The 15,149-nt window shown below is 73.8% G+C and carries 18 protein-coding genes; 5 read left to right on the forward strand and 13 right to left on the reverse strand.

Annotation, left to right across the window (positions count from 1 at the left end):
* Genes Asera_RS29115 through Asera_RS29140 form a run of 6 tightly spaced genes read right to left on the reverse strand, consistent with a single transcriptional unit; the run spans nt 1 to nt 2,370 of the window.
* The gene (locus Asera_RS29115) at nt 1-348 is read right to left on the reverse strand and encodes a sodium:proton antiporter (RefSeq protein ID WP_030443974.1); all 348 of its coding nucleotides are present in this window, start codon (nt 346-348) and stop codon (nt 1-3) included.
* On the reverse strand, nt 348-1,088 hold the full coding sequence (locus Asera_RS29120) for an MnhB domain-containing protein (RefSeq protein WP_030443973.1): 741 nt from the start codon (nt 1,086-1,088) through the stop codon (nt 348-350). The genes Asera_RS29115 and Asera_RS29120 overlap by 1 nt, the downstream gene beginning before the upstream one ends.
* Before the next feature lie 31 nt (nt 1,089-1,119).
* Nucleotides 1,120-1,362, reverse strand: a complete 243-nt coding sequence (locus Asera_RS29125; protein WP_030443972.1) for a Na(+)/H(+) antiporter subunit B — start codon at nt 1,360-1,362, stop codon at nt 1,120-1,122.
* Nucleotides 1,359-1,658: a cation:proton antiporter gene (locus Asera_RS29130; protein WP_051801371.1), complete on the reverse strand. Its 300-nt coding sequence runs from the start codon at nt 1,656-1,658 to the stop codon at nt 1,359-1,361. The genes Asera_RS29125 and Asera_RS29130 overlap by 4 nt, the downstream gene beginning before the upstream one ends.
* On the reverse strand, nt 1,655-1,912 hold the full coding sequence (locus Asera_RS29135) for an MrpF/PhaF family protein (protein ID WP_030443970.1): 258 nt from the start codon (nt 1,910-1,912) through the stop codon (nt 1,655-1,657). The genes Asera_RS29130 and Asera_RS29135 overlap by 4 nt, the downstream gene beginning before the upstream one ends.
* The gene (locus Asera_RS29140) at nt 1,909-2,370 is read right to left on the reverse strand and encodes a hypothetical protein (protein ID WP_157034575.1); all 462 of its coding nucleotides are present in this window, start codon (nt 2,368-2,370) and stop codon (nt 1,909-1,911) included. Before Asera_RS29140 ends, Asera_RS29135 begins: the two co-directional genes overlap by 4 nt.
* Before the next feature lie 221 nt (nt 2,371-2,591).
* On the opposite strand from Asera_RS29140, the gene Asera_RS29145 reads away from it, so the two are divergent.
* The 3 genes from Asera_RS29145 (at nt 2,592) to Asera_RS29155 (ending at nt 4,353) form a co-directional block, all read left to right on the forward strand.
* Nucleotides 2,592-2,903, forward strand: a complete 312-nt coding sequence (locus Asera_RS29145) for a DUF6458 family protein (RefSeq protein ID WP_035295021.1) — start codon at nt 2,592-2,594, stop codon at nt 2,901-2,903.
* Nucleotides 2,904-2,982: 79 nt separating this feature from the next.
* Nucleotides 2,983-3,882, forward strand: a complete 900-nt coding sequence (locus Asera_RS29150) for a diacylglycerol/lipid kinase family protein (RefSeq protein ID WP_051801368.1) — start codon at nt 2,983-2,985, stop codon at nt 3,880-3,882.
* Nucleotides 3,883-3,963: 81 nt separating this feature from the next.
* Nucleotides 3,964-4,353, forward strand: a complete 390-nt coding sequence (locus Asera_RS29155; RefSeq protein ID WP_030443966.1) for a PPOX class F420-dependent oxidoreductase — start codon at nt 3,964-3,966, stop codon at nt 4,351-4,353.
* Nucleotides 4,354-4,463: 110 nt separating this feature from the next.
* On the opposite strand, the gene Asera_RS29160 is transcribed toward Asera_RS29155, so the two are convergent.
* Entirely contained in the window at nt 4,464-5,828 is a 1,365-nt protein-coding gene (locus tag Asera_RS29160; RefSeq protein ID WP_030443965.1) for a serine hydrolase domain-containing protein, read from the reverse strand.
* A 110-nt stretch (nt 5,829-5,938) separates the two neighbouring features.
* On the opposite strand from Asera_RS29160, the gene Asera_RS29165 reads away from it, so the two are divergent.
* Together Asera_RS29165 and Asera_RS29170 are read left to right on the forward strand one after the other, a co-directional pair.
* Entirely contained in the window at nt 5,939-6,766 is an 828-nt protein-coding gene (locus Asera_RS29165; RefSeq protein WP_030443964.1) for an SCO6745 family protein, read from the forward strand.
* Nucleotides 6,767-6,996: 230 nt separating this feature from the next.
* The gene (locus Asera_RS29170) at nt 6,997-8,976 is read left to right on the forward strand and encodes an elongation factor G (RefSeq protein WP_157034574.1); all 1,980 of its coding nucleotides are present in this window, start codon (nt 6,997-6,999) and stop codon (nt 8,974-8,976) included.
* 112 nt (nt 8,977-9,088) lie between these two features.
* Here Asera_RS29170 and Asera_RS29175 read toward each other — a convergent pair whose 3' ends face one another.
* The 6 genes from Asera_RS29175 to Asera_RS29200 all read right to left on the reverse strand — a co-directional run bounded on the left by Asera_RS29175 (nt 9,089) and on the right by Asera_RS29200 (nt 15,039).
* Nucleotides 9,089-10,705 carry an ABC transporter permease gene (locus Asera_RS29175; protein ID WP_051801366.1) on the reverse strand — a complete coding sequence of 539 codons (1,617 nt, stop codon included), beginning with the start codon at nt 10,703-10,705 and terminating at the stop codon, nt 9,089-9,091.
* The gene (locus Asera_RS29180) at nt 10,702-11,655 is read right to left on the reverse strand and encodes an ABC transporter ATP-binding protein (RefSeq protein WP_035295018.1); all 954 of its coding nucleotides are present in this window, start codon (nt 11,653-11,655) and stop codon (nt 10,702-10,704) included. The genes Asera_RS29175 and Asera_RS29180 overlap by 4 nt, the downstream gene beginning before the upstream one ends.
* Complete coding sequence (locus Asera_RS33725; RefSeq protein ID WP_035295183.1) at nt 11,652-12,287, reverse strand: TetR/AcrR family transcriptional regulator; 636 nt, start codon at nt 12,285-12,287, stop codon at nt 11,652-11,654. The genes Asera_RS29180 and Asera_RS33725 overlap by 4 nt, the downstream gene beginning before the upstream one ends.
* 122 nt (nt 12,288-12,409) lie before the next feature.
* Nucleotides 12,410-13,195: an ABC transporter permease gene (locus Asera_RS29190; RefSeq protein ID WP_030443959.1), complete on the reverse strand. Its 786-nt coding sequence runs from the start codon at nt 13,193-13,195 to the stop codon at nt 12,410-12,412.
* Between the two features lie 81 nt (nt 13,196-13,276).
* Nucleotides 13,277-14,047 carry an ABC transporter permease gene (locus tag Asera_RS29195; protein ID WP_244844068.1) on the reverse strand — a complete coding sequence of 257 codons (771 nt, stop codon included), beginning with the start codon at nt 14,045-14,047 and terminating at the stop codon, nt 13,277-13,279.
* Nucleotides 14,044-15,039, reverse strand: coding sequence for an ABC transporter ATP-binding protein (locus tag Asera_RS29200; protein ID WP_030443957.1), 996 nt, complete (start codon nt 15,037-15,039; stop codon nt 14,044-14,046). Before Asera_RS29200 ends, Asera_RS29195 begins: the two co-directional genes overlap by 4 nt.
* Nucleotides 15,040-15,149 lie beyond the last annotated feature (110 nt).

Consider the following 15,149-nt stretch of genomic DNA (forward strand, 5'->3'; position numbering starts at 1 on the left):
TCAGCCCTTCAGCGCGCGCAGCTCGTCGGGATCGACCGTGCCGTGCCGCTTCTGGATCTGTACCGCGAGGGCCAGCAGCAGCGCCGTCACGGTCGCCGACACCACGATGTCGGTCAGCGTCATCGCCTGTACCACCGGATCGACCACGGCGCGGTGCGTCTCGGTGCGGGTGCTGAACACCGGCGCCACCGCGGTCCACTGGAAACCGACCGCGAGCAGGAAGACGTACGTGCCGGCCTGCGCCACCGACAGCGACACGACGGTGTGCACCAGGTGATGGCTGCGCACGATCCCGGCCGCGCCGACCAGCACCAGCCAGCCGCCCACCGCGTACGCGAAGACCTGCATCACTCCTCCCCCGAGTACCGCAGCGCCTGCTCCAGGAACTGCGCCAGCAGCACGACGACGCCGCCGCCGACCGCGACGCCGACGGCCAGGCTCAACACCGGTACCGTGCCGGCCGAGGCGAGCGACGCGAACCGCCCGTACGGCAGGACGTTGGCCAGGAACGCGCCACCGGCCGCGAGCCCGGCGAGGCCGAGCGTGGCGAACGTCGCGACCCCGACCGACTCGGCGAACTGGTAGCCGGTCAGCGGCCGGATCCGCTGCAGCGCCGGATATCGCCCGCCGAGGAACAGCAGGTGCAGCCCGGTGGCGAGAACCACCCCGCCCTGGAAGCCGCCGCCCGGGCTCAGCTGCCCGTGCGCGATCACGTCCAGCCCGACCAGCACCGTGACCGGCAGCATCACCGTGCACAGCAGGACCACCGAATCGGGTACGGCGCGGGCCTCCGGATCGGGCGCGGGCCGCTCGCCCTCCCGCCGGGACGGCCGCAGCAGCGCGGCGGCGCCCACCACCGAACCGAGCAGGATCAGTTCCTCGCCGAACGTGTCCAGCGCGCGCTGGTCGAAGTTGATCGAGGACACCACGTTCGCGGTGTGGTGCGCGAGCGCGGCGCGCACCGCGCGGTCCCGGTACGGGTGGGAGTCGCCGCCGAAGCCGGGCAGCCCGGCGAGCGCCAGCGCGAACAGCACCGCGAGCCCGGCGGCGCCGAGCCCGAACACCAGGTACCGCAGGCGCCGGTTCATCCGCACCGCCGGCAGGTGCCGGCAGCCGGGCTCATCGGCGGTCCCGGCGGATCGTACGGACCGCCAGCAGCACCATCAGCGGCATGACTGCGGCGCCGACGGCAACCTGGGACAGCGCCACGTCCGGCGCCTGCAGTACCAGGAACAGCACCGCGAGTAGCACCCCGAACACCGACAGGGTCACCGCCTGCCGGATCGGGTCGTGCGTGACCACCACCGCGAGCCCGCCGATCGCGACCAGCGCCAAGGCGACAACCACCACCGCAGCGCTCATCGGCGTTCCTCCGCGAGCAGTTCGTCACGCCGCAGCCGGGACCGGGCGATCGCGGTGGTCAGGGCCGGCCCGGTGACCGCCTGCACCGCCACCGTCAACAGGATCAGCGCGCTGGACAGGTGGGTACCCGTCGCCACCGCCAACCCGATGCCGACCAGCGGGATGCCCACCACGGAGGCGGGCGAGAGCAGGTGCAGCCGGTTCAGCGTGTCGCGAAACAGCAGTGCCGCCCACCCGGCACCCACGACGAACAGCACGCCGATGCCGACCAGTACGCCGCCGATCCAGCCGGTCACCGGTCGCTCCGGCCCAGTAGCCGGGTGAACACCAGCGTCCCGGCCAGCGACAGCAACGCGAGCACCAGCGGCAGGATCAGGTAGCTCGACCGGTCGTACGCGTAGGCGAAGACCAGCATGAAGCCCACCGCCGTGGCGCTGGTCAGCTGCAACCCCACGAGCCGGTCGACGCCGTCGCCGCGCGAGCCGAGGTACAGCGCCGGCGGCAGGCCGCCGACGAGCAGGATCAGCGCGGCCAGCAGCCACCCGTTCACGACAGGACCTCCTCGTCCAGCCGTGGCCAGCCGCGCACCACCGTGTGCAGTAGCACCGGACGCTGCGCGTCGCCCGACCAGTCCACCAGGTACGAGCCCGGAGCGGCCGACAGCACCGCGCCGCCCACCGCACGATGCCCGTCTGCCCGAGCCCCGCTGCCGATCTCGGGCTGCTCCAGCCGGCGCAGACCGGGGCCGCGCTCCCGGCGCTCGCGCCGTACCAACGTCAGCAGCAGGGCGCTCTCGGTCAGCGCGGCCAGCGGCACCAGAGCCAACCAGCGCAGCCACCGCGGGTCGAACGACCATCGCCGGCGCAACGCCCGGTGCGCGGCGACCGCGGTACCGGTGGCGATCACGGCGCCGACCGCACCCACCGCCAGCTCCACCGGGGCCAGGGTGGCGAGCGTGGCGAGCCAGCACGCCATCAGGACGACCCACCACGCCAACACCCGCATCACCTCTCGGACGCTAAGCCAATCCGTACCGCACCGGACCGGAACGCCGATTCCCGACCGACCTGGCCGTGCGTGCGTCCATCCGCGCAGCCGTCCACCGGTACGCACCGACACGAGTCCTGCGCGTCTTACCCGCCTCGCCGGTACCTATTCCTCCGTGCTGGCGGTCCGGTCGTGCATACCTCGCCCGCGCATCGGGTATCCCGTTGTCGAGGAGGTGCCCGATGAGTGTCGGTGTTGGCATCCTGCTGCTGGTGATCGGCGCGATCTTCACGTTCGCGATCGACGTCGATCTACATTGGCTCAACGTCACCGCGATCGGCGCGATCCTGATGCTGGCCGGCGTGGCCGAACTGGTGATCACCCTGCTGGTGTGGAACCGGCGACGCCACCGGACGGCGGTCACCCAGCGCGAGGTGTACCGCGGGGGCGAGCCCACCGTCGTCACCGAGCGCCGTTCGGTCAACGACGCGGATCCCGGCCAGCGCGGCCCCGGCGGCAGCGTCCGCGCTCCCGGCCCGGAACACCGCGCCTGACCCGCCGGGGCCCGCTCTCCCGGACCCACGCCGTATCGGCGAACGGCGGGCCGGACCCGGAGGCGGCAGACTGGGTCGCATGGACGACGCAGGCACGCCGCACTGTGCGATGGTGGTCAACCCCGTCAAGGTCGACGCCGGCCAGGTGCGCGCCGAGGTGACGCGGGTGCTGGCGGCGGCCGGCTGGTCCGAGCCGGACTGGTACGAGACGACCGCCGAGGAGCCGGGCGCCGGCCTCGTCGAGCAGGCGGTACGGGCCGGCGCCCGGCTGGTGTTCGTCTGCGGTGGCGACGGTACGGTGCGCTCCTGCGCCGGCGCGCTGGCGGGCAGCGACGTGCCCATGGCCGTGCTGCCCGGCGGGACCGGCAACCTGTTGGCCGCGAACCTCGGCATACCCACGGACACCACGGCCGCCGCGCGGCTGGCCGTCGACGGCGGCCGGCGGCGCATCGACGTCGGCGAGGTGGACGGCGAGGTGTTCACGGTGATGGCGGGCATGGGTTTCGACGCGCACATGCTCGGCGCCACGCCCGAGCCGTTGAAGGCGCGGCTCGGCTGGTTCGCCTACCTGCTGGGCGGGGCGCGGCGGCTGCGCGACCGGCCGATGCGGGTCACCGTCGCACTGGACGACCGCACGCCGCTTCGCCGCCGGGCCCGGTCGGTCCTGGTCGCGAACGTCGGACGGCTGCAGGGCGGGCTGGACCTGCTGCCGGACGCGCAGCCCGACGACGGCGCCTTCGACGTCGCGGTGGTGACCCCGCGGTCGCTGGCCGACTGGGCCCGGCTCGGTGCCGCGCTGCTGCTGCGGATGGACCGCCCGCCGCGGATGGAGGTACACCGCTGCCGAGCGGTCACCGTCCGCAGCGTCGGCCACCAGGCGCGGGAGCTCGATGGCGACGTGATCGACTCCTCGGCGCGGCTGCGCGCCACCCTGCGACCGCGGTCCCTGACCGTGTGCGTACCGGCAGAACTGGGGTGACGGTGGCCGTTCGCACCGGTCGGTGCAGGCAGGTCGGGTCGGCCTTGCCTGACACCGGTGTCACGGGCGCAGAATACGGGCATGGTCTTCACCCAGGCAGAACTGGACTACCTGGCCGGGCAGCGGCTTGGCCGGCTGGCCACGGTGTCCCCCGACGGTCAGGTACAGAACAATCCGGTGGGCTTCTTCGTGGACGCCGAGGCCGGCACGATCACGATCGGCGGGCACGCGCTCGGCGCCTCCAAGAAGTTCCGGAACATCCAGCGCGGCAGCACCGTGTCGTTCGTCGTCGACGACCTGGTCTCGGTCGACCCGTGGTCGGTGCGCGGCATCGAGATCCGGGGATCGGCGGTCGCGCTGACCGACCACGAGCCCCCGCTGCCGTACTTCTCCCGGGAGATCATCGTGATCACGCCGCGCCGGATCATCGCCTGGGGGTTGGACGGCGGCCGGTCGAGCCGCACGGTGTGACCGCCCGGCGGGCCCGGCACCCGCCCGGGGCCCGGGTGCCGGGCGGGGTCAGGCTCGCACCAGGCGCAGCGCGGGCGGGCCGGGCTCGCAGCAGGCGCCGCGCGGGCGGGTCAGGCTCGCAGCAGCCGCAGCGACGGGGGAAGCAGCGGTGTCGCGGCCCAGTGGGCGTCGAACGTCCCGGCGTCGACGTCGGCGGTCACCGACAGCCGGTGCGGCGCGTGCAGGAACAGCAGGTCGACCGCGAGGTGCGTCCCGTCGGCCCAGCCGCCGCTGACCGCCACCGGTACCGGCTCGTCGACCACGGTCCAGCGGCCCGGCACCAACGGCAGCCGTAGCTCGGTGCCCGGCTCGCGCAGCACGATCTCGCCGTCGCGTACCACCACCTCGGTCAGTGGGCTCGCACCGGCGCCGGCGGGCGACAGCGACCAGGTCCCGGGACGCGGATCGCCGCCCGGTACCGGCGGCAGCGCGAGGTTGCCGAGTCGCGCGGCGAGTGCCGCGTCGTCGGCGGCCGAGCCACGCGTGCCGAACGCGGGCAGCAGGTGGCGCCAGACCAGGTCGAGCACCGCCTGCATCTCGACCGTCGCCCCGGTGTACGCCACGACCGCGTCCTGCTCGGGCAACACCAGGCAGAACTGCCCGAACGCGCCATCGCCGCGGAAGCCGTGCCGCGACATCCAGAACTGGAACCCGTACCCCTGGGCCCAGTCCGGGTTCTGCTCGCCGGTCGTCGGGATCTGCGGCCGGGTCGCCGCCGCCACCCAGTCCTCGGACAGGATCCGGCGGCCCTGCCACACCCCGCGCCGCAGGTACAGCTCACCGAGCCGGGCGATCGCGTCGGTGGTGAGGAACAGGCCGATGAACCCGAGGTCGCGGCCCGCCGCGTCCTGCTGCCAGGTCGCCGCGTCGATCCCGAGCGGGTCGAACAGCCGCGGCCGCAGGTACCCGGCGAGCGTCGTGCCGGTGAGCCGTTGCAGGATCGCTCCCAGCGTGTACGTGGCCGGCTGGTTGTAGGCGAACACGGTGCCGGGTTCACGGTCGGGCGCCAGCCGGAGGAACGCGCGCACCGGGTCGCCCGGATCGGACTCCACCTCGTCCCAGGTGTCGCGGGTGTGGCCGGTGCTCATCGAGGCCAGGTGGCGTACCCGCATCGCCCGGGTCCCCGGGTCGGTCGCCAGCTCGCGGTACTCGGGAAAGAAGTCGACGACCCGGTCGTCGAGCCGCAGCAGCCCCTCGTCGAGCGCCAGCCCCAGCGCGGTCGAGGCGAAACTCTTGCTCAGCGAGTACAGCATGTGCGGCCGATCGGCCCGGTACGGTGCCCACCAACCGGCGGCCACCTGGTGTCCGTGCCGCAGCACCAGCAGGCTGTGCGGCTCGATGTTCGGCGCCGCCTCGACGGCGTCGAGGAACGCGGAGACGCCGCGGGAGTCCACGTCGTGGTCGGCCGGCGTGCCGGCGGGCAGGGTATGGGTCATACCGGCGGCAACGTCACGCGAGGACGGATGATTCCGGCGCACGACCCGCGCGCCGGCGGGCCGCCGCTCGGCGCAGGCGGCCAGGTGCGGACCGCAGGCATCATGACGCCATGACGAACACAGCCCGCCGCATGTTCGAGCTCCTGGAGCCGATCTGCATGGTCACCTTCGCGGCCGACGAGTGCAACGAGGAGCTCGCCGCGCTCGGCCACCGCACCTACTGGGACGGCTACTTCGCCAGCCGCGCCGCGCCGCTGGGGCGGGTACCGGCGGAGGTCGTGCACGCGGCCTTCTACAACTTCGCCGAGGGTGAGGCCGCGCGGCACATCCCCAGCGCGTGGGAGAAGATCCCGCCCGAGGCGTCGGTCGCCGCCCGGCAACGGGGCAGCGCGGCGTCCCTGCGGCGCATCCTCGGCGACGAGACCGCCGATTCACCCGGCCTGGCCCGGGTCGCCGATCTGACCACCAAGGCCGCCACGAGCGCGCCCCTCGAGGGCCGGATGATGTACGCCGGGATGCGCACCCTGCCGATACCCGGCGACCCGGTCACCCGGCTGTGGCACGCCGCGACGATGCTGCGCGAGCACCGCGGCGACGGCCACATCGCCGCCCTGCTCGGCGAGCGCATCGGCGGGACCGAGGCGCACGTGCTGTCCGCGCTGGACATGGGCATCCACCCGGCGGAGTCGTTCGGCCGCATCCACCACCTGCCGAAGCCGCGGCTCGCCGCGATCATGGCCGGGCTGCGCGAGCGCGGCCTGGTCGACGCCGAGGGCCGGTTCACCGACGCCGGCCGCGACACCAAGCGGCGCATCGAGGCACGCACCGACGTACTCGCCGAGGTGCCATACGAGGCGCTCTCGGCCGGGGAGCTCGCCGAGCTGGTCGCCGGCCTCGAACCGATCACCGCCGTCCTCGTGGCCGCCGAATCGCGCTGACGCCCGGGCCGTACGGCGAGGCCGCGCGATCGGCCGCCGCGCACGATCCGGCCGGGCCCGCCACGCGTGGTGGGCCCGGCCGGAATATCCGGTGGTACGGGGCCGGGACCGGCCCTACGCTGACGGCGACCGCGAGAACCGGCGTAGCGACAGAGGAGTCCCACCGATGCGAGCAGCGCACGCGAACCTTCGCCTCACTCATCGGACTTCTCTCGCCCTGAGGATCTCGCGTGCCGTCAGCATCCACCCGCTTTCTCAACCTGGGCATTCTGGCCCACGTCGACGCCGGTAAGACCACCCTCACCGAACGGCTGCTGCACCTGGCCGGGGCCATCGACGAACCGGGCTCGGTCGACTCGGGTACCACGCACACCGACGACCTCGCGCTGGAGCGCCAGCGCGGCATCACCATCAGATCCGCGGTGGTGTCGTTCGGCTGGCGCGGCCGGCGCATCAACGTCGTCGACACCCCCGGCCACCCGGACTTCATCGCCGAGGTCGAGCGCGTCCTCGGCATCCTCGACGGCGCGATCCTGGTGCTGTCCGCGGTCGAAGGTGTGCAACCGCAGACCCGGATCCTGATGCGGGCCCTGCAGCGGCTGCACGTGCCGACGCTGCTGTTCGTCAACAAGATCGACCGGGTGGGCGCCGACCTCGACCGGGTGGTGGACGCCATCCGCTCCCGCCTGACTCCCGACGTTCTCGTGATGGGCGGCGTGCGGCGCACGGGCTCTCGCTCCGCCGGCTTCCAGCCGTACCGGGGGGAGGATCCGGCGTTCGCGGAGCGCGCCACGACCACGCTGGCCGAGCACGACGACGGCGTGCTCCGGGCGTACCTGGACGGCGCCGCGGTCCCCGCCGGCGACCTGCGCGCCGACATCGCCGCGCAGACCCGGGCCGGGTTGCTGCACCCGGTCTTCGCCGGATCGGCCGCGACCGGGGCCGGGGTCGGCGAGATCCTGGCGGCGCTGCCGACGTTGCTGCCCACCGCGACCGGCTCGGCGGACGACGCCGTCTCGGCCCGGGTGTTCAAGGTGGAGCGCGGGCCGGGCGGCGACAAGATCGCCTACCTGCGGGTCTCGGACGGCACGGTACGGCCCCGGCAACGGCTGGAACTCCCCGGCGGGCGAAGCGGCAAGGCGGCCTCGGTGCAGACCTACGGCGACGGCGGCTGGACGTCGGTCGACCGCCTCGGGCCCGGCGCGATCGGCCGGGTCCGCGGCCTGTCGGCGGTCCGGGTCGGCGACGCCGTCGGCGAGCGGCAGGATCCCGGCGAACCCCACTTCCCGCCGCCGACGCTTTCGGCAGCGGTGGACACCGTCCGGCCCGAGGACGGCCCGGCGCTGCGAACCGCGCTGACCCAGCTCGCCGACCAGGACCCGCTGATCAACGTCCACCTCGACGCCGCCGGGAAGCCCACCGTGTCGCTGTACGGGCGGGTCCAGCAGGAGGTGCTGGAGGCGACGCTCGCCGACGAGTACGGCGTCGAGGCGCGGTTCGCGGACGCGGCGGTGCTGCACATCGAGCGCCCGCGTGGCGTCGGCACCGCGGTCGAGCGGCTCAACACGCCGGGCAACCCGTACCAGGCGACGATCGGGCTGCGGATCGAGCCGGCCGCGCCCGGCAGCGGGGTCCGGTTCGCCGTCGCCGCGCCCGCCCGCGACATGCCGCTGTACCTCTACGGCGACGTGACCCGGTTCGCCGCAACGATCGAGCAGCACGTCCGGGAGGCCCTCGCGTACGGGCTGGCCGGCTGGCCGGTCACCGACTGCGTGGTCACCCTGGTCGAGGCCGGCTACAGCGTGGCCGACGGCCCGCCGTCGAAACGCGGCCCCACCAGTACGGCCCGGGACTACCGCAAGGTCGCGCCGGTGGTGTGCCGCCAGGCGCTGCGCCGTGCCGGCACCCAGGTGTGCGAACCGGTACTGCGGGTCTCGCTGGAGGTACCCGACGCCGATGTCGCCGCCGTCCAGACGGTGCTGGGCCGGATGGGTGCCGGGCTGACCGGCCAGTGGCCGGCGGGGCCGATGGCGCGCATCGATGCCCGGCTGGTGGCGGCTCGGCTGCACGCCCTGCAGCACCAGCTGCCCGATCTGACCGGCGGGGAGGGCCTGTTGGAGTACCGGTTCGACGACTACCGGCCGGTGCACGGCCGCCCGCCCCGGCGGGCGGCCCCCGGCGGAGCACCGACCGCGGAGTCGCTGACCTGACCGACGAGCACGCAGCGCGCGACGCGCGGCCCCGTGCGGGGTCCGACCGGGCCGCGGGCAGGACGCTCGGCCGCGACGATGCCCGAGCCGCCCGCGGCCTGGTCACCCGCGCTCAGGCCCGCGGTACGTCGCGGTGGCGGAAGGCGGCGAAGCCGAGCAGCAGCAGCGCGACGGCGACGAGCGACAGGACGGCCAGGCCGCCGGGTTCGGCGGTGCCGAGCGGCGGGTTCCCGACGTGGGTGGTGGGGGCAAGGTCGAGCACCCACTGCGCGAGTTTCAGGCCGGGTCCGAGGAAGGCGATGAAGGTCGCCACCGCGTACGCCGCCCAGCCGAGCCCGAAGCCGCGCGGCCACAGGCCGAACAGCGCGAGCGCGACGCCGCCGAGCACCAGCTCGGCCGGCAGGTACGCCAGCCCGGAGCGGATGATCGCGCCGAACTCGTCGGCATCGCCGACCGACCACGCGGTCGTCGACGCCAGGACCAGTGACGATCCGACGACGATGACCACCAGCCCGGCCGCCACCACCACGGCGTGGGCGCCCAGCCAGCGCAGCCGGGGCAGCGTACCGGCGAGCCGGGTCTCCACCCGGCCGGCGGCCTCCTCGGCGCGCAGCGTGCCGATCGCCTGGACGAGGTAGCCCGCGCCGATGACCGCCAGGTACAGCTGGGTACCGGCGACGAAGCCGTGCACCGGCCGGGCACCGCTCATCCCCATGGCCGCGGCGAGCCCGGGGTTGCCGGCGATCGCGCCGAGAAGCTGCTGCGCCAGCGCGCCCATCATCCCGGTCAGCAGGACCCCGCCGGCCAACCAGCCGAGCGTCGCGGGGGCGTGTACCCACGTCGCGAAGCCGATCGGCCGCCGGCGAAGCCGGCTCGCGCGGGCCGGGCCGGGGCCGCCCCGCAGCAGGGCGCTGCCCAGGTCGCGCCGGGTCGAGCGCCACAGCGCCGCACCGCCCGCGACCAGCCCGGTAGCGACCGGCAGGGCCAGCACCCACCAGCGCCGGTCGGCGAACGGTGCCGCCTTCTCGACCCAGCCCAGCGGGGACAGCCAGGTCAGCCAGCCCGCGGTCGTGTCGCCGACGCCGCGCAACACGTACGCCACGGCGAGCACGATCAGGCTGCCGGCGTACACACCGCGCGCGTGCAGGACCAGCTGCGCCAGCAGCGCGGCGACGCCGGCGAACGCGAAGGCGAGCGCGCCGAGGGCCACGCTGTAGAGGACCGCGGCACCCGCCGGGACCCCGGCGATTGTCAGCCCGGCGGCGAACAGTACCGCGGTGGCGAGGATCGCCGCGGTCGCGACGGCGAGCGCCGCGAGCACCGGCTGGTGCCGGGCGATCCGGCCGGCGAGGACCGTCTCCAGCCGGCCCGACTCCTCCTCCCGGCGGGTCGACCCGGCGACCAGCGCGATGCCCAGCAACGGAAGCAGGAACGAGGCGAGGAAACCGAACTCGTCCTGGATCACCCCGCCCAGGCTGTCGATGCCCGCCACGTGGCCGTTGATCGCGGCCAGCGCGCTGCCGGCGGTGACCGCCTCGGCGTAGCTGTGGATCTTGGCGGGCGTGTCGTACAGGTTGGCTATCGACGCGGCCGTCCCGATCATGCTCGCGGCGAGGGCGATCACCCAGACCAGGATGCCGCGGCGGCGGGTGCGCCAGACGATGCCGAGCATGGTGGTCAGGCCGGGCCGGCGGACGGCTCCGGACGCTGCGTACCCCGGCCCGCTCATCGGGTGGCTCCGGCCGGCGCCTCGCCCGGCTCCCGAGCGTCGAGCGCATCCCCGTAGTTGCGCAGGAACAGCGCATCGAGGCTCGGCGGGGTGACGGTCAGGGTGTGTATCCGCGCCGAGTGCAACCGGCCGATCACCGCGTCCAGATGCTCGGCGTCGACGGTGAACCGGAGGTCCACCTGCCCGTCCCGGCTCTCGCCGGCCCATTCGGCGACCCCCTCGGCACCGGCCAGCCCCTCGGGTGTCGCGACGGTGACCGCGTGCACCGACGTCCGGGTGTGGCGGCGCAGTTCGGCGAGGCTGCCGGTGGTGACCGTCCGGCCGTGGCGAACGATGCTCACCCGGTCGGCCAGCGCCTCCACCTCGTCGAGCAGGTGGCTGGAGAGCAGGATCGTGGCGCCGTCGTCCCGCCGCTCCCGCACGCACTGCTGGAACGCCTGCTCCATCAGCGGATCGAGCCCGGACGTGGGTTCGTCCAGGACGAGCAGGTCGGCCTCGGCGGCCAGCGCCGCGACCAGCGCGACCTTCTGCCGGTTGCCCTTGGAGTAGTCCCGGATCCGTTTGCTCGGATCCAGGTCGAAGCGCTCGATCAGGTGTCGCCGCCGGGTCTGGTCGACCCCGCCGTGGGTCGCGCCGAGCACGTCGATGCACTGACCGCCGGTCAGGCCGGGCCACAGGGCCACGTCCCCGGCGACGTACGCGAGGCGGCCGTGCAGCGTGGCCGCACGGCGCCAGGGGTCGGCACCGAACAGTTCGACGTGCCCACCGGTGGCCCGGATCAGCCCGAGCAGGATGCGGATGGTGGTGGACTTGCCCGCCCCGTTGGGCCCGAGGAAGCCGTGCACCTCCCCCGGCCGTACGGACAGGTCGAGCCCGTCGAGGGCACGGACCTTGCCGAAGGACTTGGTGAGGTTGCGGATGTCGATGACGGGTGCGCTCGGCGCGCTCACGAGGACTCCTCCCCGGGCGCGACGAACACGCCCCTGGTGTAGACGGCGGTGACCTCTCTGGTCCAGCGCGCGATGCCGTCCGGGGTGAGCGGGTCGACCCCGATCGCGGCGGCGATCTGGTTGCGCAGCAGCACCAGAGCCAGGTCGTTGACCAGCAGAAACGTGGCAAGAATCGCGGGATCCTGGGCGGAACGGACCGCGCCCAGCGCGGTCATCGCGTCGAGCATCCGGCGGGTGAGGGCGACCCAGCGACCGAACAGCGCCGCGCCGGCCGGGTCGCCGACGAGCAGCAACCGGCGCAGGTAGGCGGGCAGCGGGGAGCCGTGCGGGAAGGCCCGCGCGAACATCTCGGCGACCGAGACCCAGTTGTCCCCGGTCACCGCCTCGGTCAGGTCCTTCTCGTCCATCGCGAACAGCGAGTCGAAGGCCTGCCCGGCATGATCGTCGACGGCCGCGCGCAGCCCCTCCTTGCTCCCGAAGTGGTGCACCACGAGCGCGGGTGACACCCCGGCCGCTGCCGCGATCTCCCGCACCGTGACGGCGTCGTGGCCGCGTTCGGCGAACAGGCGCAGCGCGGCGTTGCGAATGTTCGCCTTGGCGGTGAGGTCACCTTCGCCGACGATTGAACTCATGTTCAGCATATTAAACGCTTGTACAGTTGCCCGCAAGGGCGGCCCGCCGCTCGGACCACGTCGAGGTGGCACCCCGCCGGCCGCCGGCCAAATCAGTCGAGGTGGCGTGCGGGGGCTGCCGCTCAGAGCACGTCGAGGGTGGCGTGCCGGCGGCTGCCGCGCTCGAACAGGGCCAGCAGCCCGATCGCGAGCAGCGCGTAGCCGGCGGCGAGGCCGAGCTCGGCGCCCAGCGGCGCCACCAGCCGCGCCAGCGGTGCGCCGTCGGCGGCCGCACGGGCAGCGGTCGCCGCGTGCCGCAGCGGCAGCAGCGCACCGGCCGACCGCAGCACCGGCGGCAGCGCCGCCGGTGCCACGTTGACCCCACTGACCAGCAACAGCACCGCATCCGCGACGTTGGACACCAGCCACACGTCGCGGAACCGCAGCCCGATCGAGCCGAGCGTCAGCCCGAAGAACGAGCAGGACAGGGCGCCGACGCAGATCGCCAACGCCAGGCCCGGCAACGACCGGACCCCGATCGGAATCCGCAGCAGCAGCGCGCCGACCGTCAACGTGAACGCCGAGATCAACACCCCGTTCAGCGCGTACGGCAGGGCCCGGCCACCGAAGACCGCGGCGCGGCGCAGTGGGGACAGCAGCAGCGGGCCGAGCGTGCCGTACCGGCGTTCGTTGGCCACCGCCATGGTGCCGCCGTACACGCAGGCCAGCGCCGCGCTCAGTACGGCGTTGCCGACGAGGTAACCGAGGTCGTCGCCGACGTGCAGGGTACGGCCGAGGTAGACGAAGAACAGCAGCTGGAAGACCGGTGACACGAGCAGGGTACCGACGAACATGGCCGGCGTGGTCCAGTTGAACAGGGCACGGTAGGCGATCGCGCCGCCCACGGTGAGCAGTCGGAGAGTGCGCATGGTTCCTCACTGGGCGACCGCGGGGCCGCCAGGTGTCTGTTGTGGACAGTCGGACGCCGGCCTGACCGCCGGCCGGCACGATCAGGTCAGCGCGAGGGTCGCGGTGACCCGGGCCCGCCGCTCGACGAAGCGCAGCGCGATCGCGCCCAGCACCAACGCGATCAGCGCCTCGCCGACGCAGACCGCGAGCGCCGGCCACACCGGGCCGCCGGTCACCGCCGCCCGCAGCGCGCGGGCACCCCAGGTGGTCGGCAGGACGGCGGCGATCGGCCCGGTCCAACCCGGCAGCGCGGTGACCGGAACGAGCATCCCGGACAGCAGCCAGACCGGGTAGCCGAGCGGGTTGACGATCGCGTTCGCGTTGCGCAGCAGCACGAACGTGCTCGCGAGCAGCAGCCCGAACGCGCCCAGCGCCAGCACGCAGACCGGCGCGGCCACCACGAACCACAGCGGCGCGGCGAACGATGGCGGCACCCCGAGCAGCAGCACGCCCCACAGCAGCGTCGCGACCACCGAGTACAACCCGACCAGGCCGGTGGCGAGGGTGATCGGCAGGATCTTGAACACCGGACGCATCGGCGTGATCATGAGGATCTCCAGGGTGCCCTGGAACCGCTGGTTCTGGATCGCCGCACCGGAACCGAACAGCACCGACGACCAGACGCCCATCAGCCCGGCACCGACCGCGGCCAGCACCAGCGCCGGCGGGTTCGTCCCGGCCTTGAACAGGTAGACCGCGAGCGTGGCCTGCACCAGCGGTACCAGTAGCGAGATGGTGATCTCCAGCGGCGACCGGCTCTGCTGCTTGACCTGCCACAGCGTGCCGAGCACCAGCATCCGCAGCGGGTTCACGCCGCCACCCCGGTCCTCGTCGAGTTGACGATCGCCACGTACGCGTCCTCCAGCGTCGGCGCGCGCGTCTCCACCCGGCCGAGCCGAACCCCGGCCAGCTCCCGCAGTACCGCCGACTGCACGTCGACGTGCGCGTCGGTCTGGATGTGCAGCGTCTGCTGCGCTCCGGACACCTCGACCGTCGCGTCGCGGACCCCGGGCAGCGCGTCGAGGCGCGCCAGGTGCGCGTCGGTCACCCCGTACGCCTCGACCGACAGCACCCGCCGCCCGGCCGCCGCGTGCTTGAGCTCGTCGGCGGTGCCCAGCGCGGCGAGCCGGCCGGCGGCGATCACCGCGATCCGGTCGCACAGCTCCTCCGCCTCGGCCATGTAGTGCGTGGTCAACAGCACCGTGGTACCGGAGGCGGACAGCTCGGCGATCATCGCGCGCAGCTCGCGGGCGGCCACCGGGTCGACGCCGATCGACGGTTCGTCCAGGAACAGCACGTCCGGTTCGTGCAGCAGCCCGCGAGCGATGTGCAGCCGCTGCCGCATGCCGCGCGAGTACCCCTCGACCCGTTCGCGCTCCCGGCCGGTCAGGTCGACGGCGTCCAGCAGGGCGCCGATCCGGGCCCGCTGCTCGCGCGCCGGCACGCCGTACAGCTCGGCGAAGTAGCGCAGGTTGTCCAGCGCCGAGAGCCGCTCGTAGAGGCCGCGGTCGCCGCCGAACACGTACCCGATCCGGCGCCGCACCGCGCGGGTGTCGCGCACCACGTCCAGCCCCATCACCCGGGCGGTGCCGGCGGTCGGGGCGAGCAGCGTGTTGAGCATCTTGATCGTGGTCGTCTTGCCGGCGCCGTTCGGGCCGAGCAACCCGAACAGCTCGCCGCGGGCCACCGCGAAGTCCACCCCGCGGACGGCGTCGACGGTGCCGCGGCGCGGCCGCAACCATCCGGTCCGGGTCCGGTACGTGCGGTGCAGTCCCACCGCTTCGATCGCCAGGTCAGCTGCCATGCCGGCACGGTAGGAACCGCGGCGGCGGCCGCGCCAACGATTCGGCCGCGGCCGAATCTGCCGCGGGCCACCGGCGCCGGAAGGCGAGCAGACCGCGACCGGGCGCTCGC

Origin of the sequence: Actinocatenispora sera (assembly GCF_018324685.1) — a bacterium.
GTDB classification, from domain to species: Bacteria; Actinomycetota; Actinomycetes; order Mycobacteriales; family Micromonosporaceae; genus Actinocatenispora; species Actinocatenispora sera.